The sequence below is a fragment of the Pirellulales bacterium genome, assembly GCA_033762255.1.
GTDB lineage: Bacteria > Planctomycetota > Planctomycetia > Pirellulales > JALHPA01 > JANRLT01.
Map to the genome: position 1 here is coordinate 46146 of JANRLT010000041.1, position 23713 is coordinate 69858.

Annotated in this window: 17 protein-coding genes; 5 read left to right on the top strand and 12 right to left on the bottom strand. The window is 57.2% G+C overall.

Features of this window, described 5'->3' with window-relative positions; genetic code table 11:
* The first annotated feature begins 5 nt into the window (after positions 1 to 5).
* Positions 6 to 1127 carry a hypothetical protein gene (locus tag SFX18_11660; GenBank protein MDX1963804.1) on the top strand — a complete coding sequence of 374 codons (1122 nt, stop codon included), beginning with the start codon at positions 6 to 8 and terminating at the stop codon, positions 1125 to 1127.
* 107 nt (positions 1128 to 1234) lie between these two features.
* Here the strand turns inward: SFX18_11660 and bioA are convergent, their stop codons facing one another.
* The 7 genes from bioA to SFX18_11695 form a co-directional block, all read right to left on the bottom strand.
* Complete coding sequence (gene bioA / locus SFX18_11665; protein ID MDX1963805.1) at positions 1235 to 2599, bottom strand: adenosylmethionine--8-amino-7-oxononanoate transaminase; 1365 nt, start codon at positions 2597 to 2599, stop codon at positions 1235 to 1237.
* A gap of 264 nt (positions 2600 to 2863) precedes the next feature.
* Positions 2864 to 4348 carry an Asp-tRNA(Asn)/Glu-tRNA(Gln) amidotransferase subunit GatB gene (gene gatB, locus SFX18_11670; GenBank protein ID MDX1963806.1) on the bottom strand — a complete coding sequence of 495 codons (1485 nt, stop codon included), beginning with the start codon at positions 4346 to 4348 and terminating at the stop codon, positions 2864 to 2866.
* A gap of 9 nt (positions 4349 to 4357) precedes the next feature.
* On the bottom strand, positions 4358 to 5896 hold the full coding sequence (gene gatA / locus SFX18_11675; GenBank protein ID MDX1963807.1) for an Asp-tRNA(Asn)/Glu-tRNA(Gln) amidotransferase subunit GatA: 1539 nt from the start codon (positions 5894 to 5896) through the stop codon (positions 4358 to 4360).
* An 87-nt stretch (positions 5897 to 5983) separates the two neighbouring features.
* Positions 5984 to 6274, bottom strand: coding sequence for an Asp-tRNA(Asn)/Glu-tRNA(Gln) amidotransferase subunit GatC (gene gatC / locus SFX18_11680; protein MDX1963808.1), 291 nt, complete (start codon positions 6272 to 6274; stop codon positions 5984 to 5986).
* 56 nt (positions 6275 to 6330) lie between these two features.
* Positions 6331 to 6603 (bottom strand): 50S ribosomal protein L28, encoded by a 273-nt coding sequence (gene rpmB / locus SFX18_11685; GenBank protein ID MDX1963809.1) that lies wholly within the window; start codon positions 6601 to 6603, stop codon positions 6331 to 6333.
* Positions 6604 to 6914: 311 nt separating this feature from the next.
* The gene (locus SFX18_11690; GenBank protein MDX1963810.1) at positions 6915 to 8393 is read right to left on the bottom strand and encodes a hypothetical protein; all 1479 of its coding nucleotides are present in this window, start codon (positions 8391 to 8393) and stop codon (positions 6915 to 6917) included.
* Positions 8394 to 8994: 601 nt separating this feature from the next.
* Complete coding sequence (locus tag SFX18_11695; protein MDX1963811.1) at positions 8995 to 9891, bottom strand: hypothetical protein; 897 nt, start codon at positions 9889 to 9891, stop codon at positions 8995 to 8997.
* Positions 9892 to 10201: 310 nt separating this feature from the next.
* On the opposite strand from SFX18_11695, the gene SFX18_11700 reads away from it, so the two are divergent.
* Together SFX18_11700 and SFX18_11705 are read left to right on the top strand one after the other, a co-directional pair.
* Entirely contained in the window at positions 10202 to 10804 is a 603-nt protein-coding gene (locus tag SFX18_11700) for a hypothetical protein (GenBank protein MDX1963812.1), read from the top strand.
* An 88-nt stretch (positions 10805 to 10892) separates the two neighbouring features.
* Positions 10893 to 13301: a VIT and VWA domain-containing protein gene (locus SFX18_11705; GenBank protein ID MDX1963813.1), complete on the top strand. Its 2409-nt coding sequence runs from the start codon at positions 10893 to 10895 to the stop codon at positions 13299 to 13301.
* A gap of 638 nt (positions 13302 to 13939) precedes the next feature.
* On the opposite strand, the gene SFX18_11710 is transcribed toward SFX18_11705, so the two are convergent.
* The gene (locus tag SFX18_11710; protein MDX1963814.1) at positions 13940 to 15301 is read right to left on the bottom strand and encodes a hypothetical protein; all 1362 of its coding nucleotides are present in this window, start codon (positions 15299 to 15301) and stop codon (positions 13940 to 13942) included.
* A complete protein-coding gene (gene guaB / locus SFX18_11715) occupies positions 15237 to 16715 on the bottom strand; it encodes an IMP dehydrogenase (GenBank protein ID MDX1963815.1) in 1479 nt (492 codons plus the stop codon). The genes SFX18_11710 and guaB overlap by 65 nt, the downstream gene beginning before the upstream one ends.
* 1426 nt (positions 16716 to 18141) lie before the next feature.
* On the opposite strand from guaB, the gene SFX18_11720 reads away from it, so the two are divergent.
* Positions 18142 to 20670 (top strand): CehA/McbA family metallohydrolase, encoded by a 2529-nt coding sequence (locus SFX18_11720; GenBank protein MDX1963816.1) that lies wholly within the window; start codon positions 18142 to 18144, stop codon positions 20668 to 20670.
* 383 nt (positions 20671 to 21053) lie between these two features.
* Positions 21054 to 22034 (top strand): DUF1559 domain-containing protein, encoded by a 981-nt coding sequence (locus SFX18_11725; GenBank protein ID MDX1963817.1) that lies wholly within the window; start codon positions 21054 to 21056, stop codon positions 22032 to 22034.
* A gap of 64 nt (positions 22035 to 22098) precedes the next feature.
* Here the strand turns inward: SFX18_11725 and SFX18_11730 are convergent, their stop codons facing one another.
* The 3 genes from SFX18_11730 to SFX18_11740 form a co-directional block, all read right to left on the bottom strand.
* Complete coding sequence (locus SFX18_11730) at positions 22099 to 22560, bottom strand: chemotaxis protein CheX (GenBank protein ID MDX1963818.1); 462 nt, start codon at positions 22558 to 22560, stop codon at positions 22099 to 22101.
* A 36-nt stretch (positions 22561 to 22596) separates the two neighbouring features.
* Entirely contained in the window at positions 22597 to 22962 is a 366-nt protein-coding gene (locus SFX18_11735; protein MDX1963819.1) for a response regulator, read from the bottom strand.
* A gap of 254 nt (positions 22963 to 23216) precedes the next feature.
* Positions 23217 to 23702, bottom strand: a complete 486-nt coding sequence (locus tag SFX18_11740) for a chemotaxis protein CheX (GenBank protein MDX1963820.1) — start codon at positions 23700 to 23702, stop codon at positions 23217 to 23219.
* Positions 23703 to 23713: the final 11 nt, after the last annotated feature.

Sequence of the window (23713 nt, forward strand, 5' to 3'; positions counted from 1 at the left end):
ACTTCATGCCACGCAAACCTGAAGAAATCGAAGCGGTTGGCCAGGATTCCTTTTTGGACGTGATCACCAACGTCGTGGGGATCATGATTATTCTGGTTGTGATCACCGGCATTCGGGCGGGCAAGGCTCCCCCCGCGGCGGAATCCACCGCTGTTGTCCACCCCTCGGTACCACCCGCGGCGGCTAAATATCCCACCGCTAATAATGTGGTGGATCCCACAGAGCTAGAAAAATTGCGGTCCAAGCAAGCCGCGGCCCGGCGGGAGCTGGAGGCATTGAATGCGGAATTGCGGACCGCCGGGCGGAACAATCGCGCGCTGGAGGAAGAAGTACAAAAACTCGACCAAACCACGGCGCAGCTTAAGCAACAGTTTGAAATCACCCTGGCCCGCCGCTCGCAATTTACCAGTCTGCTGGCCGAGGGAGAATTAAAACTGCAAAGCGAGCGGGCCCGCCTGAGCGCGGAAGAACAACGGGATTTTGATTTGCAGCGGCAATTGGCGGCCGCGCGGTCCGAGGTGGCCGCCGCGACCGCCGCGCTCTCGCAGCCTGTCCCGACGGCCGCGCCCCCGGCGGTGGAGATCGCCGCCTATGCCACGCCGCTGGCAAAGGTGGTGGATGGCGAGGAGGCGCATTTTCAGATTAAAAATGGTCGGATCGCCTATGTGCCGATGGATGAATTGATTGAATTGGCTAAGAAGGAGTTGAAGCCGCAAATCGACCGGGCCAATAGCATCACGCTGCTGCAGGAATTGACCGGCGAGGAATTTCGCTGCGGTCCGCGACGCGGTTTTGAGCTGCGGTACTCCCTGGATATCTTGTTGGACCGCGAACAATCCCGCGTCAAAGTGGCCTTGCGGCGGTTCGAATTGGTCCCGGACCAAGAAAACCTGGGCGAGACGCTGGAGGAAGCCCGCCTACCGAATTCGCAATTTCAGCGGGATATTCGGGAATTTAGCCCGCGCAATGTCACGATCACGCTTTGGACGCATCCCGATAGCTTTGCCGCGTACCGCGCGGCGCAAACACTTTTGCAAAACCAAGGCTATGCCACGGCGGGACGCTTTTTGCCGCCGGGAACTTATATCGCCGGTTCGCCCAATGGCAAAAAGTCGTTAACGCAATAGCGGTAATAATTTTCAGAAATAGCCACGGATGAACACGGATATTCGCGGATAAAATCCGAATAAATCTGTGTTCCGTCAGTGAACATCCGTGGCTAAAAATCTGATATTCATTCTAATCCTTCCCTGGCAAACTCTTCCTGAATCGACTCCTCGACCGCGGCGCAGATTTGATCTAGCTCCGCCAGCGTGGTCGTCAGCGGCGGAAAGATCACCACCACATTTCCCAGTGGTCGCAGCCAGACCCCTTTTTCCAAGGCCCGCTGGCACACCCGCCAGCCCCGGCGTTCCGTCCAGGCAAACGACTCACGCGTTGTCTTATCGCGCACTAGCTCGATCCCGACGATCATTCCCCGCTGGCGGATATCGCCCACGTGGCCATGCCGCCCGATGCGGTCCAGGCGTGCACGCAGACGGTCGATTCGGGGAGGAAGATTTTCCAGGATCTGTTGAGTTTCCAGATATTCCAGCGTGGCCAGGGCCGCCGCCGCCCCCAGGGGGTTGCCGCCGTAAGTGTGGCCGTGAAAAAATGTCCTCCCCGCCGCAAAGTCCCCCAAAAATGCTTGGTAAATCTGTTTGCTGGCCAGCGTGGCCGCCAAAGGCAAATATCCGCCGGTTAGCCCCTTGGCCAGGCACAGCAAATCCGGCGCGACCTGTTCCTGTTGGCAGGCAAACAGCGTCCCGGTCCTGCCGCAGCCGACCGCCACCTCGTCAGCGATAAGGAGCACATCGTAGCGCTGTGTCAGCTCGCGCACTTTTTGCAAATATCCCACTGGATGGGCCAGCATCCCCGCCGCGCACTGCATGAGCGGTTCGATAATCATGGCCGCAATCGTGGCGTGATGCTCCGCCAGCAGTTGCTCCAGCTGGGCCGTATAATAATCGCGGGCCTGCTCGGCGGTGACGCCCGGCGGCAGGCGGTACAGGTCGGGCGCGGGGAGCCGTCGCACGGGAAACAGCAGCGGATCAAACAAAGCGTGAAAACGGGCCACCCCCCCCACGCTGACAGCTCCTAAGGTATCGCCATGATACGCGTCGGTCAGGGCAATGTATTCGGTCTTGGCGGGACGGGGATCGGGCCGTTGCCGCTGATATTGAAAGGCAAGCTTGAGCGCGACCTCCACGGCGGAGGCCCCGGAATCCGAAAAAAACACGTGTTCCATCCCCGCCGGAGCCAGTTCCGCTAGTTTGCGCGCCAGTCGCGCCGTCGTGGGGTGCCCCATGCCTAGGAGCGTTACATGCGCGACCTGGTCAAGCTGTTCACGAATCGCTTTGTCAAGCTCTGGCACGCGATGCCCCAGCAGGTTGCACCACAAACTGCTGACACCGTCGAGATACGTTTTTCCATGAATATCCACCAGCGTCCGCCCCTGCGCGCTGGCGATCAGAAACGGCTGGTACTCGGCCATTTGGGTAAACGCGTGCCACACATGGTCGCGGTCCCAGTCGGCCAGTTGCTGGGGCGAAGAAATCATGAAATCAAGCGACAGGTAAGTTTAGCCACGGATGAGCACGGATTTTCACGGATGAATTCAGGAAATATCCGTGTTACATCAGTGAAAATCCGTGGCTAAAAATTGGTTTTATGATTGAGCGAGCCACTGCAAATCAATCCAAATCTGAAATCTCAAATTTGATAATCTCAAATTTCAAATCAAATAATCTGAAATCTCAAATTAGCAATTCTTGAAATCCGTGGCTAAAATCTCTCTTCCCCCTCGTGGCACTTAAACACCGATCTACGATCCCATTTTGGCAATCAGCTCCAGGCACAGTTCGCGCACGCGGGCGGGGTTGACATTGGGATTGAGCTTTTTGGCCTGGCCCACAAATCCCCCCGCCGCTTGCAGTTTGCCCGCTTTGACATCCGCCACAATCCGGGGATTATCGGCCAGTAATTTTTCGCACAGGGCCACGAGTTCGCTCTCGTCCACCCGCGTGATGCCCAGTTTGGCAATGGCGTCCGCGACGGACAAGTCCTGTGCGAGCATGGCCTCGAACACTTCGCGGGCCTTGCTGGTGTTGAATTCCCCCGCTTGGACGCGTTGGATAAGCTCCGCCAGCGCCGGCGGACGGATGGGAAATTCGGCCAATGGCACCTGGCGCTCATTCAGGGTTCGGGCCAGATCCTGCGTCACCCAGTTGACGGCGGTTTTGCCATCGCCGATGAGTCCGGCCAATTCCAAAAAGTACGCGACCATGGGTTTACCCGAACTTACCAGCACTTCGCAATCGTAGGGTGTCAGGCCAAACTGTGCCTCAAACCGCGCTCGCAGGGCGGGGGGGGGCTCGGGCAGTTGGTCCCGCACCGCCGCAATTTGCTCGCGGGTGACGGTCACAGGGGTAAGATCGGGATCGGGAAAGTAACGGTAGTCGGCGGATTCCTCTTTTTCCCGTTGGGGACGCGTCACGCCCGCGGTGTCATCCCAGCCACGGGTGGTTTTGTGCCCGCCGGGCTGGCCCAATTCGATCTGGCGTTCCCGCCACAGATCGTATTGACGGTCGGCCTCGTAGGCAATGGCCCGCTCGACGGCGCGAAAGCTGTTCATGTTTTTGATTTCGACGATTGGCGTTTTGGCCAGGCGTTCGCCGGGAGCGTCGATATGCAGATTGACATTGGCATCGACCCGCAAAGAGCCTTCCTGCATATTGCAGTCGGATACTTCCAGGTATTCCAAGAGCAGCTTGAGTTCGGTGAGATAAGCTTTGGCCTCGAGCGCGGAGCGCAAATCCGGCTGGCTCACGATTTCCAGCAAGGGAGTGCCGCAGCGATTGAGGTCGATTCGGCTATCGGCCCGGCCGGTCGCCTCATCATGCATGCTTTTGCCGGCGTCTTCCTCCAGATGCGCCCGAATAATGCCGACTTTTTTAGCCGGAAAGCGCTCCTTGGGATCGCTGATCGCCAGCCACCCGTCAAACGAAAACGGCAGATCGTATTGGCTGATTTGATACCCCTTGGGCAGGTCGGGATAAAAATATTGCTTGCGGTCCCATTTGGTATAAGGGGCAATCTCGCAATTGAGGGCCAGCGCCGTCCGCAGGGCCAGTTCAAACGCGCGGCCATTCATCACGGGAAGCACCCCCGGCATGCCAATGCAGACCGGGCACGTCTGGGTGTTGGGCGCGCCGCCAAAGCGCGTGCCGCACCCGCAAAAGAGCTTGGTCGCCGTGCTCAATTGCACGTGCACTTCCAGCCCGATGATCGTGGTGTAGGGAACGCTCATGGAGGTAGCTTACATTTTTGGCCGGCGGGTGTGCCAGTCGGTCGCGGTTTGGAACATGTGCGCCGCGCGCAGCAGGCGGTCTTCTTGGAACGGGGGGGCGGTCAATTGCAGGCCAATCGGCAGGCCCGCCGCGCTCATACCGCAGGGAATGGCAATCCCCCCAATCCCCGCCAGATTCGCGCTCACGGTGTAAAGGTCGTCCAAATACATCGCCAGCGGATCGTTGGCTTTTTGACCAATGGGAAACGCGGTGGTGGGGCTGACGGGCCCGACGATCAAATCGACATGCTCAAACGCCCGGTCGTAATCCTGGCGGATCAGCCGCCGCACCTTGAGCGCTTTGACATAGTATGCGTCATAGTACCCGGCGGAGAGGGCGTACGCCCCGATCATGATGCGCCGCTTCACCTCCGTCCCAAAGCCCTCGGCCCGGCTCTGACGGTACATGCGCACCAAATTATTATCCACTTTGGCGGCGTCCGCCGCGCGCCCCGCCGCCAATAGCTCTTTCCTTTCGGCGGCTAGCTCCGCGGTCAATGGTCCCATCTCCGCCCGGCGGCCATAATGCACGCCGTCATAACGGGCTAAGTTGCTCGAGGCCTCGCACGGGGCAATGATGTAATAAGTGGCCACCGCATATTGGGCGTGTGGCAGTTCGACCTCGCGCACGCTGGCGCCTAGTGTCTCGTACACGTTAATCGCGGATTTCACGGCGGCGGCCACTTCGCCATCCAGGCCGGCGGCAAAGTGCTCGGGCACGATCCCCAACCGCAGTCCCGCCAAAGGCTGGGTCACCGTTTGCGAATATGGGGGCACCGCCGCATTTACGCTGGTGCTATCGCGCGGGTCGTGTCCGGCGATAACCTGTAGTAAAAGGGCCGCGTCCCGCGCGGTGTGCGCCAGCGGACCAATCTGGTCCAAGCTGCTGGCAAACGCCACCAGCCCATAGCGGCTGACACGCCCATAGGTTGGTTTCAGCCCGGTTACGCCGCACAAGCCGGCTGGCTGGCGAATAGAGCCGCCGGTGTCGGTGCCAATGGAGAGCGGGGCAAAGTCGGCGGCGATGGCCGCCGCCGCGCCGCCACTGGATCCGCCGGGGATACAGGCGGTATTCCAGGGATTGCGACAGGGAAAATAAGCGGAGTTTTCGTTGCTCCCCCCCATCGCAAACTCGTCCATATTTGTCCGGCCCAAGAGCACCGCGTCGGCCGCTGTCAGTCGCTCAATAATACCCGCGTCATAGGGAGAGCGAAAGTTTTCCAGCATCCGCGACCCGCAGGTCAGCAATTCGCCCCGCTGCGCGATCACATCTTTCACCGCCACCGGCAAGCCACCGAGTAGGCCCACGGGTTGTCCCGCTTGGCGCTTGGCGTCAATCGCGCGGGCCTGGGCCAGCGAGGAATCGGCATCCACCCGCAAGAACGCCCCAATCCGCGCATCATGGGTGGCAATCCGGTCCAAATAATGCCGTGTTAGCTCCACGGATGTCAATTGGCCCGTGCCGAGAAGCTCTAACAGTGAGCTGGCGGTGGATTGGGTAAGGTCCATAAAATTAGCCAACCCCACGGCGGCACAGAGCGCCGAAATAATCTAACGCCGTGGAATAAGCCAAACCGGGGTCGCCGCGCCGCATGGTCATTCTCCTAGAACGGCGGGGACCAGGTAGCATTCGCCATCGGCCCGGGGGGCATTGACCAACGCGGCTTCCCGTGGCAACGACGGAATCAATTCATCAGCGCGAAAGACATTTGTCAGTTCGACCGCGTGGGCCATGGGACTGACATCGGTGGTGTCCAATCGGCCTAGCTGTTCGACATAATCCAGGATCGCACCGAGTTGCGGCGTGAACAGATCAATTTCGGCGGGAGTCAGCCGCAACCGAGCCAGCAGCGAGACTTTTTCGACATCGGCCCGGGTCAGGGACATGGGAATTGGCCTGGGTGCGCAAGAATATCCAGCGGCAAAAACAACGGCAAAGATTACTAAACTTTGGCGGCTTTGGGGTCCAGGCGAAACGGCTTACGCTTCACTGTTTTCACAATGCGGCCGCTTTTGATGCACTGGGTGCAGACCAACTTGGTGGAGTTGGTGCCATTGACCGTTACCCGCACGCGCTGCAAATTAGGCAAAAACTGCCGCCGCGTGATGCCGGTAATTTTGGTACCGACCCCGCCCAGGTACTTGGCCTTGCCACGGATGGTCACTTGATTGCCAACCTGGGGGCCTTTGCTGCAAATTTCACAAATGCGTGCCATGGAACTGCCTAATGTGCTTAAATGTCTATTTGTCACCCGCTACCCAGAGCGGATTTAACAGAATCTTAGATTGTAGCGGAAACGAATTGTACCGCAAGTGGGCGTTTTACCGCGTTGTGCCAAAAATAACCCGCGAAATGCGGTGGCGCGGGGCCTCCCGGGGAACGTAGTCATGCAAGGTGCCCCTGGGTTACCGCGCGGCGGTAAGCCAGGGGTTATGACGGCGACGGATACTACCGCCACCGTGGAAGTTCACATCGTGGAAGCTAACACCGTGGAAGTTCACACCGTGGAAGTTCACACCGTGGAAGCTAAACCTCATCGGTATGATAACTGGCGGGGTGGGCGGCGGAGATGTGCTCGTATTCGCGCAGGACGGTCGAAAACCCCTCGGGATAATCGGGGTTGCCGGGAATTTGTCGCAAAAACGGCGATAACAGCGCCCGCAACTCTGAATCTGTCACCGGCAGACCGCCATTGATTGCGTCATCCACGGCGTGCGCGATCGCCTGCCATTGGTCCCGCTTTTGGTCCTCGCCCAGGGTTGCCAGATCGCGCACCAGGGGGCGGACCTTGCTCAGGTGTTTGGCCCGGTCCCTATCTTTTTTACGGGTGATGCCAAGTTCTTTGTCCAGTTGGACAATCCGGTCGCGCAGTTCGTTGTATTTGGTGGGGTTGGCCGTGTCATCGGCGCGCATGTAACGTTGGATAAAAATTTGCAAGGCCGAGGCGGTCCGTTTTAGCCAATGAAAAACCGCGTTTTGGTCGTTGTCATTGGGACCGTCGATCCGGTACACCGCGGAGCGCAGGGCGGATTGGGCCTCGGCGGCTAGCTCCATCGCGCGGTTGAAGAGATCGGGAAAGACTTCGGCATCGGGAAGCATTTCGCGCAGCAGGGCCGCGGTCTCGCCCAAGACCTCAAAGCAGCCAGCCAGATCATCAAACATGTTCAAATTCGCCGGCGAGGGCCCGCTGGGATGATTCATCCACAAGAAGCATTCGGGAATTTGCTTGGCCAGGGCGATGATTTCGCGGTCCTTGGGATCGATTTCCAGGCGGAAATCCGCGCCCGAGTTGATCATGCGCCGCCGCTCCGCCGCCCAGCGGGCTCCTTTGGCCTTGAGTTTGCAGCGGTCCTCAATGAGGGTGAGTTCCATTTTATCGCTGGTGATATTGCGGGGGTCCCAGCCTCCACCATTACTGCGGCCGGGGTCATCATACCCGCGGGGCGTCTCGTAGGATCCGCGCGGCGCGGGTCCCCGTTCAAAATTTCCCCCTCGTTCGTAACTTGGCCCGCGATCGTAGTTCGCGCCCCTTTCGTAGTTTCCCCCCCGGTCAAACGAGGGACGCTCATAAGTATTGCCGCGGGATTCGTAAGGGGGACGTTCGTAGCCGGTCGAGCGGTTAGAGTCGTATCCCCGCGGCGAAGGGGCGTCAAATTTGCGGGACGGGGGTTCATAGGATCCCGGACGGCCATACTCCGACCGATTAGCCGGATAATAGCGATTGCTATCATTATAGTTGGATTGTTCGTAGCGCGATCGGCGGTAATCTCCCTCGTAGCCCCCTTCCCGCTCGCCCGCCTGCTGTTGGTCTTGTCCCCCCAGGTTTTCCTCTGCCTCGCGATCTTCTTCGTGATTGTTTTTGTCGTCGGACATTTCCTCCAACTCGTCCAAAAAGTCATTGGCAAAGTTGACCAGATCTTCGCGTAATTTGACATCTTGACGGGCAAGCTGGATCAGACGCTCGGCAACGGAAAGGAGGTTTTCGCTCAATTGACGATTCAACATTTTTTTGCACACACCAGAAAAAGTTTGTTAATAATACGGACACTAAAAGCGTTAAACAAAAACAAAAAACTACTATGTTTGCCCCCGCCGCGCATGCCTTTTGGTTAATTCAATTACGTTTAAGGATGAATCACCGTTTGCTAAAAAAAATTGTTCAGGTAACAAAGATTCTAGTTTCGGCTTTTTTCCATATGATGGTTTTTCCCATCCCAGAGGGGGAAATGCCGCACTTAAATCGTTAAATTTTTTCCTTATTCGGTAGCCGACAATATCATGCGGTTACCGACTTTTTAGGAGTGCCCTAGCTTAACGATGTTGTGTTTGTGTAAATCATATCCAGGAATTTTGTTACCTGAAACTTGTTTGTGACCCGAAACATGTCGGAACAACAATAAATCGCGGTTATGCACCTTAAATCGCTAGGATCATACGATTTTTATAGCACTTTGACAACGTCAAGGGAGGCTTTTTTCATTCTAGCAATAATTTTTATGGATGTAAATTTTGATTAGCCAAAACTATTAGTATTTTCACGACAAAGATCACCAAATATCAACAGTCGAACGAATAACCGGCGTGGCAACTCTTTTGACCGAACGGATTAACGTCCTTCGGGAGGCAATCCAATATGCGCTCCGTCCGGGGGAAGGCCTGACGCGCTGGTGGGGCCATTGGGTCCAATGAGGCCTGGTGTCGTATCAACCGCCGGTGCCGCAAACACCGGCCCAGCGGTATGGGGGGTTAAACGGCCCGCCCGAATGGCGTCGGTAGTGACGTTAAGTCGTTCGGCGATCCGTAATAACATTTCCTGTTCCAGCGGCTCATCCCGACCCGCGGGGATCCAACCCAATGTGGGGGGGGGATTCGCCACGGGCCGGGCGTCATCCCCCACCGCGCGGCCCAACACTGGCTCGGCCTCGGTCCGGCGATCGGGAGATGTGTCATGCCGCAGGGTCGCCGCGCCGGCGGTGGCATGCGCGGGACGGGGGAGGTCTTCGAGTTCGCGCTGGACGACGACTTCAATTTGAAAACCCTGAATGTCGGGAATGACGCGCACGCTGGCACGACGGCGATATGACTGCAACGTGCTTAGCCAGCGGTCACTAAGGGTCACACCATCGCTGCGCCACGGTTCAAAGATGGTGGCCGCCGTTTGGGGATATGTGTCGATGCGTCCCTCGGTGAGAATCTCGCCCGTTTGGCGCACTCGTTCCTCGCGTTCGATTTTAAAATAATCGTCCACCACATCGACAATCTGATCCCAGGCAAAGTCCCGATCCGCCACCGGAGCCTGAATGGGATTCGTCACCACGGGCAGGCTTTGCCAGCCAGTCGCGGTAAAAGGCTTTGGCGGCGAGTAATAAGGGACGGCGGGTCCGATCCCTACTTGGGGGGGATTGAGCGGCGGCATGGGCGTGCGGGGGCCCCCTTGGCAGCCCGCCAGGAGCGCCAGGGTCATCCAACCCAGGTGAGGACCAAGCTTTGCCATGCGTGGCATGAACCAGCGATTCTGTTAATCGGCCATTGGAAAAAACTCGGCCAATAGTGCCAAAGCGGACCATTCGACGCAAGGGAATTTTTCAGGAAGGGCACTTTGTAGCCCCCCTAGCACCCCCAATTTTCCCACATTCGCATATTTTCAGGGCGGATTTTATGTGTTGCTGGTCGCTTGATAAGGGGGCATTTGGGGCTTGTGACAATCGCGTGACGCAATTTTCCCCTGGATATGGGAAACTATTGGACTGTCTCATGCGTCTCAGTTGTACCTTGGAAACCGTGGCGGCATTTTTTTACCCCCCTGGTGTGTCATGAAACTCGGGCGCGGCATTGCGATCATGTTATTGGCGTGGGTGGGGCTATTTCCTGTGGCGTCCTTTGCCGTGCCGGTGTTTCCCCCATCCCCTACGGCGGAATTTGTGGAAAAGGCTTCGGAAATTTTAGTGGTGGAATGCTTGAATCCTGGTTTCGAGCTTGGCCCAAAAGAAGACGGTATGACCCTGATTGAGGTCAAGATTGTGCATGTTATCAAAGGGGACCGCGTCAACGGAAATCGTCCCCTGGGAAAAACGCGGTTGGCCACGATTGGCCAGCCGATGCAGTCCGGGAAGCGGTATATGTTGGCCAGTTTTGGCGGGGATGCCTTTGGGACGGGATTTGTCGCGCAAAGCGAGCAGGCGGTGGTGGAGCTACCGGCGGATTTTGACCTGGCCACAGTAACCAAAACAGACAACCAGACAGAACAAGCCACCCCGAGCCATCAGGCGGCATCGCCGGACAAATCTCCCCGGCCTATGACCGCGGTGGAGCAAGTCAATTCCATTGTGACAGCGCGGCGGACAGAAGTGGAACGACAACTGCGTCTCCTGGAGCGCGAGCAGCAAACGCTGGGTGGCTTTCAACCTAGGAAATAGCGACAGGCGATAAGCGTGAGTTAGCAGGCAAGTTCGAACGAATACAGACATGGCGGTAACATCACACACCACTTTTTACAGGTGCCTTATGAATCGGTTGACGCGGGGATGGAAATTTTTGTTAGTTCTTTGTGGATTATTGGCCTGGGGAGGGAGCCTTTTTCCCGCGGCACTGCTGGCGCAAGGACTCTTGATTCATATTCAGCCAGCGGATCATGTGCCGCTTCCGCGGCCGATAATTATCTATCCGCCGCATCCCCATCCCCACCCGCGTCCCCGTCCGACGCCCGTGCCGGAAAGCACCTACAAGATCAAAGCGCTCGAGGTCAACGCCCGGATTAACGAGCAAGTGGCCAGCGTGCAGGTCAGCCAGTCGTTTGTGAACACCGGCAGTCGGCAAATGGAAGTGAGCTTTGTGTTTCCGCTGCCGTATGACGGCGCGATTGACCAATTGACGCTCTTGGTGGATGGCAAGGAATATCCGGCCAAGCTGCTGGATGCCAAGGCCGCCCGGTCGCAATACGAGGCGATCGTCCGCAAGAATCAGGATCCCGCGCTGTTGGAATGGCTGGGGACGGGGATGTTTCAAACCAGCGTGTTTCCGGTTCCTCCGGGGGCGGAACGCAAAGTGACGTTGCGCTACACGCAACTGTGCCGCAAGCTGGACGGGATGACCGATTTTCTCTTTCCCCTGAGCACGGCCAAATACACCAGCGAGGCGATCGAAGAGATCAAATTTCAACTGCACCTCGACAGCAAGGTCGAAATCAAAAACATTTATAGTCCCAGCCACGCCATTGATATCCAGCGTCCCGACGGGAAATCCGCGGTGATTAGTTATTCCGCCAAAAGCACGATTCCCACGGGGGATTTTCGCCTGTTATACGATGTCGGCGCTGGCCAGGTAAACGCCAGCGTGATTGCCTACCGGCCCACGACCGACGAGGAAGGGTATCTACTGCTGTTAGCCAGTCCGCAAATTGCGGCGGACATGGCCGAGCGGCCCAAAAAGACGGTGCTGTTTGTCGTGGATAAGTCTGGCAGCATGAGCGGCAAGAAGATGGAGCAGGCCAAAGGCGCGCTGAAATTTGTGCTGAACAACCTGCGCGACGGGGACACGTTTAATGTCATTGCCTACGACGATAAAGTGGAAAGCTGGAAACCGGAAGTGCAGACCTTTGGCGACGAAACCCGTAAAAGCGCGCTCGGGTATGTCGAGGGGCTGTATGCCGGCGGCAGCACCAACATTAGCGGCGCGCTCAAAACCGCCCTGGCCCAAATTCAGGATGCTTCGCGTCCCAACTTTGTGATCTTTTTAACTGATGGCCTGCCGACCGCGGGCGAGACCAACGAGCAAAAGATCGTCACCCAGACCCGCGAGCTGAACAAGCTCAAGGCCCGGATTTTTGCGTTTGGCGTCGGTTACGACCTGAATAGCCGCCTGCTGGATAAACTGGTGCGCGAAAACTTTGGCCTGAGCGAATTTGTCCGGCCCAATGAGGATATCGAAGCCCGCGTCAGCGCGCTTTATAATCGCATTGGCGCGCCGGTCATGAGCGATGTGGCGATCAAATTTGACCTGGATGGCCACAAGACCGAAGATGGTCCGCTGGTCAATCGCCAATACCCCCAGACCATCACCGATCTGTTTGCCGGCGAACAGCTGGTCATCGTGGGCCGCTATAAAAAGCATGGCGCGGCCAAGGTAACCGTGACCGGCAAGGTCGGGGGAAAAGAGGTCACGCTGGATTTTCCCGCGAACCTGGTGGAAAAAAGCGCCGACGATAGCAACGGCTTTGTCGAAAAACTCTGGGCGATGCGGCGAATCGGCGAGATCATGGATGACCTGGACCTCAAGGGCCGGAACGAGGAATTGGTCAAGGAACTGGTGACGCTTTCGACCAAGCATGGCATTTTGACCCCCTACACCAGTTTTTTGGCTGATGAAAACACAAATTTGCGAGATGTGACCAGCAACCTGCACGAAGCCGACCGGCGGTTGCGGTACTTTGCCGAATCCAACGGAGCGGGAGGCGTGGAGCAGCGGATTTTAAAGAATGAAATTGCCAAGGCGAATCGCGCCCCCCAAGCCCCGGCGGATAACGCCCAATTGAACCAATTTAGCTTGCAGGCGCCCAGTGCGGCCACGGCAGGACGGGGAGGATTTGGCGGCGGGGCAAATGCTCCGGCCGGCGCGGCCTCGGCGAGCGGAGCAGTTGCCACTGGCCCGACGGTCACGCTGCAGAAGGACGAAAAAGAGTCTCTGGCCGTGACGCAAAACGTCCGCCAGGTGGGTCAAAAGACGTTTTACCTGCGCAACGCCAATTGGGTGGACTCCCTCGCGAACGAAAAGCAGGAAAAGGAAGCCAAGAAGATCGAGCGATTTAGCATGGAGTACTTTGATCTGATCGACAAGCATGGCAAGGAAGTGGCCAAGTACCTCGCTCAGGATGAACCGCTGATTTTGGTCCTGGACGGCGAGGCATACCAGTTTTAGTGGTGTCGCCCTATCACGACAGAATGTATCCCTCTCACTCCGTGAGAGGTTTTTCGAGTAGCCCTCTTACTTTGTGAGAGGGCATTTTTTGTGGGTTATGGTTTTTGGTCTGGTTGTTTGCTTTTCTCTGAAACAAATGTCCCCTCATTCGCGCTGTCTTTTATTTCTCTCACGGAGTGAGAGGAGTACAATGTCGCCCTCTCACTCTGTGAGAGGGCTTTTTTGTGGTATATGGTTTTTGGTTTTTAGTACGTAGGGTTGGACAAGCGGCTAATGAAGTATTCATCTGTAAGGATTCTACTCCGCGCTGTCCCACCTTCAGAGATAAATCGCAGATGTTGGGACAACGCCGAATTACGCGAATGGTGCTAGCTAGGCTATCGGCGGCTGGTCCCAACCTACAGACTATATTACGGTTGGTCAAAGCGGATCTATCGGGCCGTTGGCCCTTCCATTTCTACTTCCCATGAACCTAGGGCGACGCTACGCTTGACTAGTTAAAAAAACAGCAAGGCTGGGATAGGTTGGGCCTTTGGCCCACAAAATACAATTGCGATCCGAGGGGGAGAGCGTCACCTGGATTACCAAAAACCAATCACCAAATACCAAAAACCAGCCACCATTCCTCCAGCCTCCCCTTACGGCACCGCGTAAATCGCCCCGGCGGTAAAGATCCCTTGCGTGGCCGCACCCCGCAGGCTGAGCGGGAACGGTTCGATCATATACGGCGCGCAGTTGCCGGGTCGGTAATAACCCAGGGCATACTGGCATTCGCAGATCGGGTCCACGCCCATGTGATAGGGCAAGAGCGGAATCGTGCCAAAGAAGTGGGCGGATTGCAGGACGGGATCGAGGACCGGTCCCCAGGAGTGGCCATAGCGCTCGGCCTGCACTTGTTCAAAGTACAGCGGTTTGTGGCACAACGCGGAGGCTTTCCAGGTGTAAGTGATGCAGCCCCAACTGCGATCGCCATGATAGATGCTGCCGCTTTCGATCGCGCATTCGTAGGGTATTTCCCCTTTGGACGTCGGACTAAGATCCAAGATCCTGGTTCCCAATGTGATATCCAAAAAATCCTTTTCCGCCGCCTCTTGCTTGTTCTTGCAATCTTCCTGGGTTTGTCCCGATGATTTTGATGGTGCCGCCGCGCCACTGCCGAGGGGCGCGGGACTGGCGGAGTCAAGCGCGCGATCGCCGGGTAGCGTCGACCGCTGGGGGTCGGGTAACTCGGCCGGGGGCATGGGCGAAGGCTCGGGCTCGGTCGCCAGGGGATTGTTGATGGCCGGTGGCGTGGCAGAGTTATCCCCGGGGTTGCTAAAGGGATTGCCCGGGGAGGGGGTTTCAGGGGCCGCGCCGTTTTCCAGGGGATTGGCCTGGTTGGTGTCCGCCGAACTGCCCAGGGGGGCTGTAGCTTGCAGTCGCGCGGTCCGAGCGCCTGTTCTCTCACGGGTGCTCATGACGGAGGTTCCCGGCAGCGCCTTGACGCCCGCGTTTTCCACCGGTGTTAATTGATGCACGGGCTGGACGTAATCGCTGTGTCCCGACAGTAACTGGGGCGCGCTGGCGGAGTTGGATTGCGGAGCGACCAGCGCCGGGCCGGTAGTTGGCATTTGCCCCGAAGTTGGTTTGAGCACGCTGGGGGCGGAATCAATCTCCGCAATCCCCAGGGCGGGTCCGCTGGAGGCGTTATGGCTGCTGGGGCGGACCGCGGGATCGACGCGCTTGCCGGTGGTGCGGGCGGGACGCCATTGCTGATTGGTCAGCCGCGTAACCTTTGCCGGTTCGGCGGCGATTATCCGCGGGGAATCAAAAAATTCCGCGCAACAGCCCAGGATCAGGCTGGCGGCGGCGGTGCGACCGGCGGCCTGCAACAGGCCCAAGAGCCGGGCCCGGGCCAAAATGGGGCGATCCGCGGCCGGTTGGGGCGGGCGGGAATTAGCCTGGGTCGGCGCCGCGGACGGCGCTGTAGTTTGGTGACTCTTGCGTAATGGCGATGTCATGCGGATGACTCTCCCGTACGCTCGCGGCCGAGACCTGGATAAAGCGGGCATCCTTGCGCAAGTGTTCGATGTCCTTTGCGCCGCAGTAGCCCATTCCGGCTCGCAATCCCCCCACGAGCTGATAAATGAACGTATTTAACGGTCCCTTAAAGGGCACGCGCCCTTCGACTCCTTCCGGCACCAGTTTGTCGGGCCCGCGTTCGGACGCTCCCTGGCGGTAGCGTTCGCTCGAGCCTTTGACCATCGCGCCTAACGATCCCATGCCGCGGTACGCCTTAAAAGCGCGTCCTTGGTACAGGATTTGTTGGCCGGGACTTTCGGCCACACCGGCCAATAGCCCCCCGATCATCACGGTATGCGCTCCCGCGGCGATGGCTTTGGTCACATCGCCCGAATAGCGGATGCCGCCATCGGCGATAATGGGTATGCCCGCCCCGCTGGCCGCCCGCGCGGCTTCCATGATGGCGGTGATTTGCGGCACGCCCACGCCGGAAATGACGCGGGTGGTGCAAATCGATCCCGGTCCGATGCCGACCTTGACCGCGTCGGCTCCGGCCTGGATCAGGTCGCGGGCGCCGTCAAACGTGGCGACGTTGCCGGCGACCACCTCGATCCGGTGCTGCTGTTTGATCCGTTTGACGGTTTCCAGCACATTGGACGAATGCCCATGCGCGCTGTCCACGATCAGCACATCGACCCCTTTGGCGATCAGGCTGCTAGCACGGTCGTAGTCGTGCACGCCGACCGCGGCTCCGACCCGCAGGCGCCCTTGCGGGTCCTTGCAGGCGCGCGGATAGCGCTTGAGCATGTCGATGTCCTTAATCGTGATCAGTCCCGTCAGTGTGTATTCTTCGTCAACCAGCAAAAGTTTCTCGACCTTATTTGCCATCAAAATCTTTTCAGCTTCCGCAAGCGTTACAGTCCCCGTGGCCGTTACCAATTTGGTACGCGTCATAATGTCCGCAATCGGCAATTCCCCCGTATCGAGAAACCGCAAATCCCGCCGCGTGATAATGCCCAAGAGCTTTTTGCTAGCATCCACGATGGGGACGCCGCTGACATTGTGCTGGGCCATGATTTCCCGGGCGCGGTCCACGGTGGCCGTGGGGGGCAGGGTGACCGGGTCGGGGATGATTCCATTGGCCGAGCGTTTGACCTTGTCCACTTCCTCGGTCTGGCGTTCGATGGACAGGTTTTTGTGAATGACGCCCAAGCCCCCTTCCTGCGCGAGCGCGATCGCCATTTCGGCCTCGGTCACGGTATCCATGGGGGAGGAGAGGATGGGGATATTGAGTTCGATGTTGGTGGTCAGCCGGGTGCGGACATCGACACTGGCGGGGACGACATCGCTGTAGCGGGGTTCCAAGAGGACGTCGTCAAAGGTGATCGCCTGCGAGACGATTTTTTCGTACATGGGAACCTCCGGGGCTGGAAATGCAAATCCGCTGGGTGTCAGCGTCGCCGACATACGGCGGTAGACGGGGATAAGCCCCTCATTATGTCGGATAAGTTCCCTAGGCAAAAGGGGCGCGGGGGTGGCCCGTGGGACAAGAGGCGTGGGACGCTGGAAGCGGGGAAAATTGATTAGCCGCGACGCGCAGCGGAGCGCGGTATTTATGTAGCGGCGAATTTCACTTGCGGATCTGGCACTTGGTTGCTGGATTTTAGTGTTTTGATTTAGGACTTCTTACCTCGCAGATGTTGCGGAACTCAGCCCAGGGTCACTGTGTGTTCCCTGGGAAAGCGTAGTCATGAGTGAGCAGTTGTTATAAAATCATGGCTTATCGCCGTTCTACGTCCAAGGAGGAGTATCCTGGGGAACTAAAATGCCAAAGCATTTATATTGTAAGTTTGCATCTCCCGTTGATGTATTCCACGTGGCAACCATGTTGCAAAATGCAATAGGAGGAACTAGCACAGAACCTCAAAGCCGATGGAAGTTAGTGCAAGAAAAAATAGATAACATGCCAAACCATTCTGATACTGACTCACCTAGGAAAGCCAGCATGCAACGAATTCTTGATGATGACGTCGCCAAAGCTGGTGAATGTCTCCTGTTTTCATCAACGATGAATGGCAATGAGTGCAATTTCGGTATTTTTAGTAGTCGCATACATGTAAATTTTAGTGACAATTTAGAATTTAAATACATTCTACAACTATGTGACATAATCCACTCGATAAATGCTACTAAGGAGCTACAGATATTTTTGTAATCTCTTCAATGGCAGTGTAGCGAATAGCCGAGCTATATCACCAACTGGCTGGCTCTGGAACTTGTTCCGGTGTGTTAAGCACAAGAAGCGTAGTCATGAATGAGCAGTAATTTTAAAATCATGTCTTCCCGCCGCCTCCGCGACCAAGGAGGGATATCTTGGGCTATTTGGAATAATCGGGGCATGTCCACTGTAATTTCAAATTGAAGTCTATGTATCGGGCCGTTGGTCCTTGCCATTTGTGAGGCTTGCTTGACCTAGGGCGACGCTGCGCTTGCCCTAGGCTGGAATAGGCCGGGCCGTTGGCCCGCAAAGAATCGAGTGCCGTAGGCCGACACTTGCCTGGGTCATAAAAATCTCGGCACAACACGAGGAAGCTAGCGTTTTCAATACGGATCACAGGGGCGGAATTGCTAGGCTATCCACGCTTCACCCATATTCGTCCGTGGCAAAAAACTACCCGGTTATTTCCGTAAAAAGGAGGTCGATTTTGAATAATTGCTTGCGTGTGTCGCACCCAAGCTTTACCTTCACTGAAAGGGCATTGGTTGCACCTCTGCTGCGTAAACGGCGGATCACGATCAGCCCACAAAAATCTCACACACAGCTTCATCCATGCTCACCATGCAATCCTATCCACTTCCACTCAACCCGTTTCCCCTTGGTCGATTTTTGTTGATCCCGCTGGGCATTGCTTGTTTGGCAATTTGCTGCCTCGTTGGCTCTCCTGCGGCGGAAGAATCACCCCCCGCGGACCAAGCTGCTCCCGCGACACTGCCGACTCAGCCCATGTCCGCGGCCACGCTCGAGTTTCTTCCGGTCGAGGCGCAGCCGTTTTTTGCCGCGACAGAACGGCTGATTCAGGCCCTGGATTATGTCGGCGCGCCCCTCTCCGCCGCGGATGCCGCCGCCATCGCCACCGCGATCAAAACCGCCAACGAACAGTCCGCCACCGCCGCCGAACCCCAAAAGTCCCAAATTCTTCGCGCCGCCGCGCGGCAAGTGCAGGCTGTTTTAGACAAATCCACCCTGGTCGCCGTGACCATCAATCCTGAAAGCCGCGTCTCCGTAGCCGCTGGTCCCGCCCGCCGCGAGTTAGTCCAACAAGGCTGGCGCACTTTTCTGGTCAAGGTGCATAACCAACCCCGCATCACACCCCAGCTACGCATCGATAGTCCCAACGCCCAACCGCTGTATCAGCAAGGGAGTGGCGGCCGCGAACGTCCCCAAACCACCGACAAACTGGTCGCGCCCGCCGATGTGCCGGGGCGCTTTCTTAGTCTGGAGCAATTTACCAAGCAACCTCTGCGGGCGGAGCTTTCGGGCCTGGAATGCGAGTATCGGATTTTGCAGTTATACAGCCGCGACGTGGGCCGTCGCGAGGCCACCCTGCAATTTGACGTGGGGCAGGGGACCCAGGATTTGGGTTTTCGCAACGAATTGCCGGTGCTATTTGAAGCTGTTCCCGCTTGTGAAGTGGTGCTGACCGTCCAGGACCACGATGGCACGCCCACCACGGCCGCATTTGTGGTGCGGGATGCGTGGGGGCGGGTCTACCCCAATCCCGCGCGGCGGTTGGCGCCGGATTTTTTCTTTCATGAGCAGATTTATCGCGCCGATGGGGAATCGCTGCATCTACCTCCTGGCGAATACAGCGTCACCGTGGGCCGTGGCCCCGAATATCACACCCAAACCAAAAAAGTCAGCGTCCCGGCAGCGGTAAGCCACCGCGAGGTTTTTCGCCTGAACCGCTGGATTCATCCCAAAACCCGGGGCTGGTTTAGCGGCGACCATCACGTTCACGCCGCGGGATGCGGCCATTATGACAGCCCCACCGAGGGGGTCGGCCCCGCCGATATGCTGCGGCATATCGTGGGCGAGGACCTAAACGTGGGTTGTGTGCTCTCTTGGGGGCCATGCTGGTACACCCAAAAGCAGTATTTTGAGGGAAAGACTTCGGCCTTGTCCCGGCCCAATTATCTGATGCGGTATGATGTGGAAGTCAGCGGGTTCCCTTCTTCCCATGCGGGGCATTTGTGCCTGTTGCGGCTAAAGGAGGACGATTATCCCGGTACGACCGAAATTGAACAGTGGCCCAGTTGGACGCAGCCAGTGTTGGCCTGGGGCAAAGGGCAGGGGGGAGTCGTCGGTTATAGCCATAGCGGCTGGGGACTGGCCTTGCCAGATATTATGCCCAATGGCGAGCGCAAGTTTGGGGGCCAACCCTGGGGGGGCGCCCCCGCGGGATGGCAGGGGAGGGCGGCGGATACGCTGCCGGACTATGCCATGCCCCCGTTCGATGGGATCGGGGCGAATGAGTTTATCGTGACATTGCCCAATGGTCAGTGCGATTTTTTGTCCGCGGTGGATACGCCGATCGTGTGGGAGCTGAACATTTGGTATCACACCCTCAACTGCGGCTTGCGCGGGCGGATTAGCGGCGAGACGGATTTTCCCTGCATTTATGGGGATAAAGTCGGCCTGGGAAGGATTTATGTTAAATTGCCCACGGATCAACCGTTGGACTTTGACGCCTGGTGCGAAGGGGTCAAAGCGGGGCGGAGCTATTGCGGCGATGGGCTGAGTCATTTGTTGGACTTTCGCGTGAACGATGTCAGTGTCGGAGAGCCAGGCAGCGGCGGCAAGCTTAGCCAGCTTGATCTGCCGCAGCCAGGCAAGGTGACCGTCACCTGCGACGCGGCGGCTTTATTGGCGGCGGAGCCGACCGAGGCGACGGAACGGATTCGCGCGGCGCGGCTGGATAATAAACCCTATTGGCATATCGAGCGGGCGCGGGTGGAAAAAACCCGCCAGGTGCCTGTGGAGGTGATTGTCAATGGGCGGCCCGTCGCCAAGCATTTATTAACGGCCGATGGCACCACGCAAAGCCTCAAATTTGACGTGGAACTAACAGAGTCCAGTTGGGTGGCTGTGCGAATCTTTCCCAGTTGCCATACCAACCCGGTGTTTGTGGAGGTCGCCGGCCAGCCGATCCGAGCCGATGCCAAAAGCGCCCAGTGGTGCCGCGACGCGGTGGATGTATGTTGGCGGGCCAAGCAGGGGCAAATTCGCGAGAGTGAGCGCCCCGCCGCACGCGCGGCCTATGACCAGGCCCGGGCGTACTATGAAAAAGTGCTGGCGGAGGTGAAGTAAATATCGTAGGACTGAGTCAAAGTTAAAGAATAGAGTCAAGCAAATCAGCCGCTGGGCGCTAGCCGAGGGTTTTTGCCCCTTCAACCGGGGGCTAGGGCGCTATGGCTCATCCTAAAACGAATCGTTAACACAGCAGTAGCGCGGAACTGGTTCAGCCAATGATGCTGTTACCGCGCCATGCGATTGCAGTGGAATACGATCCGTCCGACACAACTCCGCGATTGGCTCTCTCCGTCCCCCTCGATCACAGCGAAATGTTGATTTCCCGCGCAAACCCGCAAATTAACTTAAATTTCAATTTCTCATCAATACCACACATTGGTATGATATAAATTCCCGTTCATCGGGGAAACTTCCTTTGCCGCAAATTTTAAGGTGCCAGCATGAAAAACTCCCCCCGCGGGTTTACGCTTGTGGAACTGTTGGTGGTAATCGCCATTATTGGCATTTTGGTGGCGCTGCTCTTGCCAGCGATTCAAATGGCGCGGGAGGCCGCGCGACGGACCACCTGTGTGAATAATCTCCAAAACATCGCCAAGGGATGCATTCTGCACGAAGGGGCCAACAAGTTTTTTCCCACCGGTGGCTGGGGCTGGAACTGGGCCGGCGATCCCGACCGCGGTTATGATAAAACGCAGCCAGGGGGCTGGGCGTTTAATATCTTGCCCTATATCGAGGAGCAGCAGACGCGGGATATCGGCAAAACAGGGAGCAAGGCGGATTCCGCCAAAAAGCGGGACGGCAACATGCGCCGCCTGGCCACGCCGGTGCCGATTTATAATTGCCCCAGCCGCCGTCGCCCGTTTCAATTTCCCTATCCCAACAAACATTACATCAACGTCTCTCAAAACGCCAACTTTATCGCCAAAACCGACTACGCGGGGAATGGCGGCAGCCAGGGGTTTGAGGCGTTTGAAGGTCCCGCCGCCTCGGCCTTGGGCTTGCCGGATAGCGCCGTCGAAACCCAGTTTCCCGGTTCCGCCAAGAAGACCAACGGCGTCTCTTATTTACGGAGCATGGTCAAAATAAAAAATATCACCGACGGCACCAGCAAAACCTACCTGGTGGGCGAACGATTTTTGTTTACCGACACCTACGAAACGGGCCGGCATGGGGATGACAACCAAAGCTGGGACACCGCTTACGATTGGGACACGTATCGCTGGACCAACATTCCCCCGGAGCCGGACACGTTTTTAAATCAGCGGGAATGCTGCAATCAGCACTTTGGCGGGCCGCACTTTACCACATTTTTTATGGCCTTTTGCGACGGAAGCGTGCAGCAATTGGGCTACGAGATTCACGCCCGGGTGCACCTGGCGTTGGGTTCGCGCAACGGGGGGGAATCCGTGGGCAAATTTTAGTCATTTGCCGCTGGTTGTGGTCGGTCGGCGGCAGACTAGCAGCGCGGCATGCCGGCTGCGCGGATCAGTTTCCCTCTGACAGACCGACTTCCACGCACACCGGTCCCCACGCGCTCTCAAAGGGAATTAGCAAGGTGGGGGCTCCCGAGGGGAAATTAATCGAGTTTCCCTTGCCGCAAATGACCGTCGGCAGGCCGATGGAAAGCTGGTATTCCTCAAGTTGAGTCTTGGCCGCCCCCACAATCATATTTGTGAGTTCCCCGACGGCGTCCACCACCTCGGAGGTTAACTCCGAAAAGCTTGTCCCGTGTAGATTTCCCGCGAGCTGCAACGCGGTGTCGCTACTAAAGCTCAGCACGACCATGCCGTGGCATTTCCCGGCTAACCCGATGAGTCCGCAGACCTCGTTGGTAGGCTCGCGGGATTTTTTCAGGCTTAACTCGCCTCGTTTCAGGGTTGTCCCCAGCATTGTCTGAAAGACATCATGCGTCGCCAAGACAAATGGATTGATAAACTCGACTCGCATGGATTCAGGTCCAATTCTGGTAGGCGGAAACAATGACTAAACAAGGGAATATTTTTGCAGCTTTTCCCGCAGCGTGTCCGCGGTAAATGGCTTGATAAGATAGTCGGATACACCCGCCTGGATCGCTTCGATAACGCGGCTTTTTTCGCCTTCGGTTGTGATCATATAAATCGGCACTTTCGACCCCGTCGCCCGGATATCGCGGGTCAATTCGATTCCGGATTTATTGGGCATATTCCAGTCGGTGATGACAAGTTCAAACATTCCCGCCTGAAAAGCGGCCAGACCTTCGACGCCGTCGGCGGCTTCCACGACATCGTTAAATCCGACAGCCTGCAGTGAGCGGATGATAATCTTGCGCATTGTTCCGGAATCATCCACCACCAATACTTTGTTGCTCATAACGCTCCTCTGTGGGAAATAATGCACCCGAAAAGTCAATTATGCCCCAGGCCCAGGGGGGACCCCCCGGCCGCTGATCTAACATAGCTTGTAATTTACCAACGGAAGGCCGGCGTATTGTCAATGCGATCGATTCAAGTGGGGCGATTCAACCGCTAGGTGCTGGTGCATGGATTTTGCCGCTCCCACTGCGGGCTAGTGCCCCACGCTCATTCGAAACCGAGCGTTGATGGAACACTCGCGCGTTAATAACCTCAGGCCGCGCTGGGGGAGGGGGCGACGCCGTCAGGTTGTGTAATTCTTTCGTAGAGTCTGATACGCAAGGGACCCACCGGGGAGCGCAGGCAAACATCCTCAATCAACATGGCCTTGTGGATATGCAGGCCATAGTCGCTGCCCGTGATAATCGTCGGCAACGATAAATACGATGGTCCCGGAAGCGTTCCTTTCAGGTTTCCCCCGATCATATTCACCAGTTCGGCCGCTACCTCGCACAAGTCCGCCTCATCCGCGTTCCGGGCAGGTATACCCAGCATCGTGGCGGCGCAGTTCCGTGCTAATTCAGGAGAGATCGCCAGCACGGCGGTTCCCATCCATTGGCCGGCGATTTGCACCGCCGACAACAGCAGTTCCCCTTCTTCGTCCGCCTGAGGTTCGTCCCGACACAACTCGAGGTTCAACATCGTCGAAAAGATATTAATGGCGATCTCTTCGATCAGGTTATCGTAGGCCGTCTCCATGTTGGTTCCCT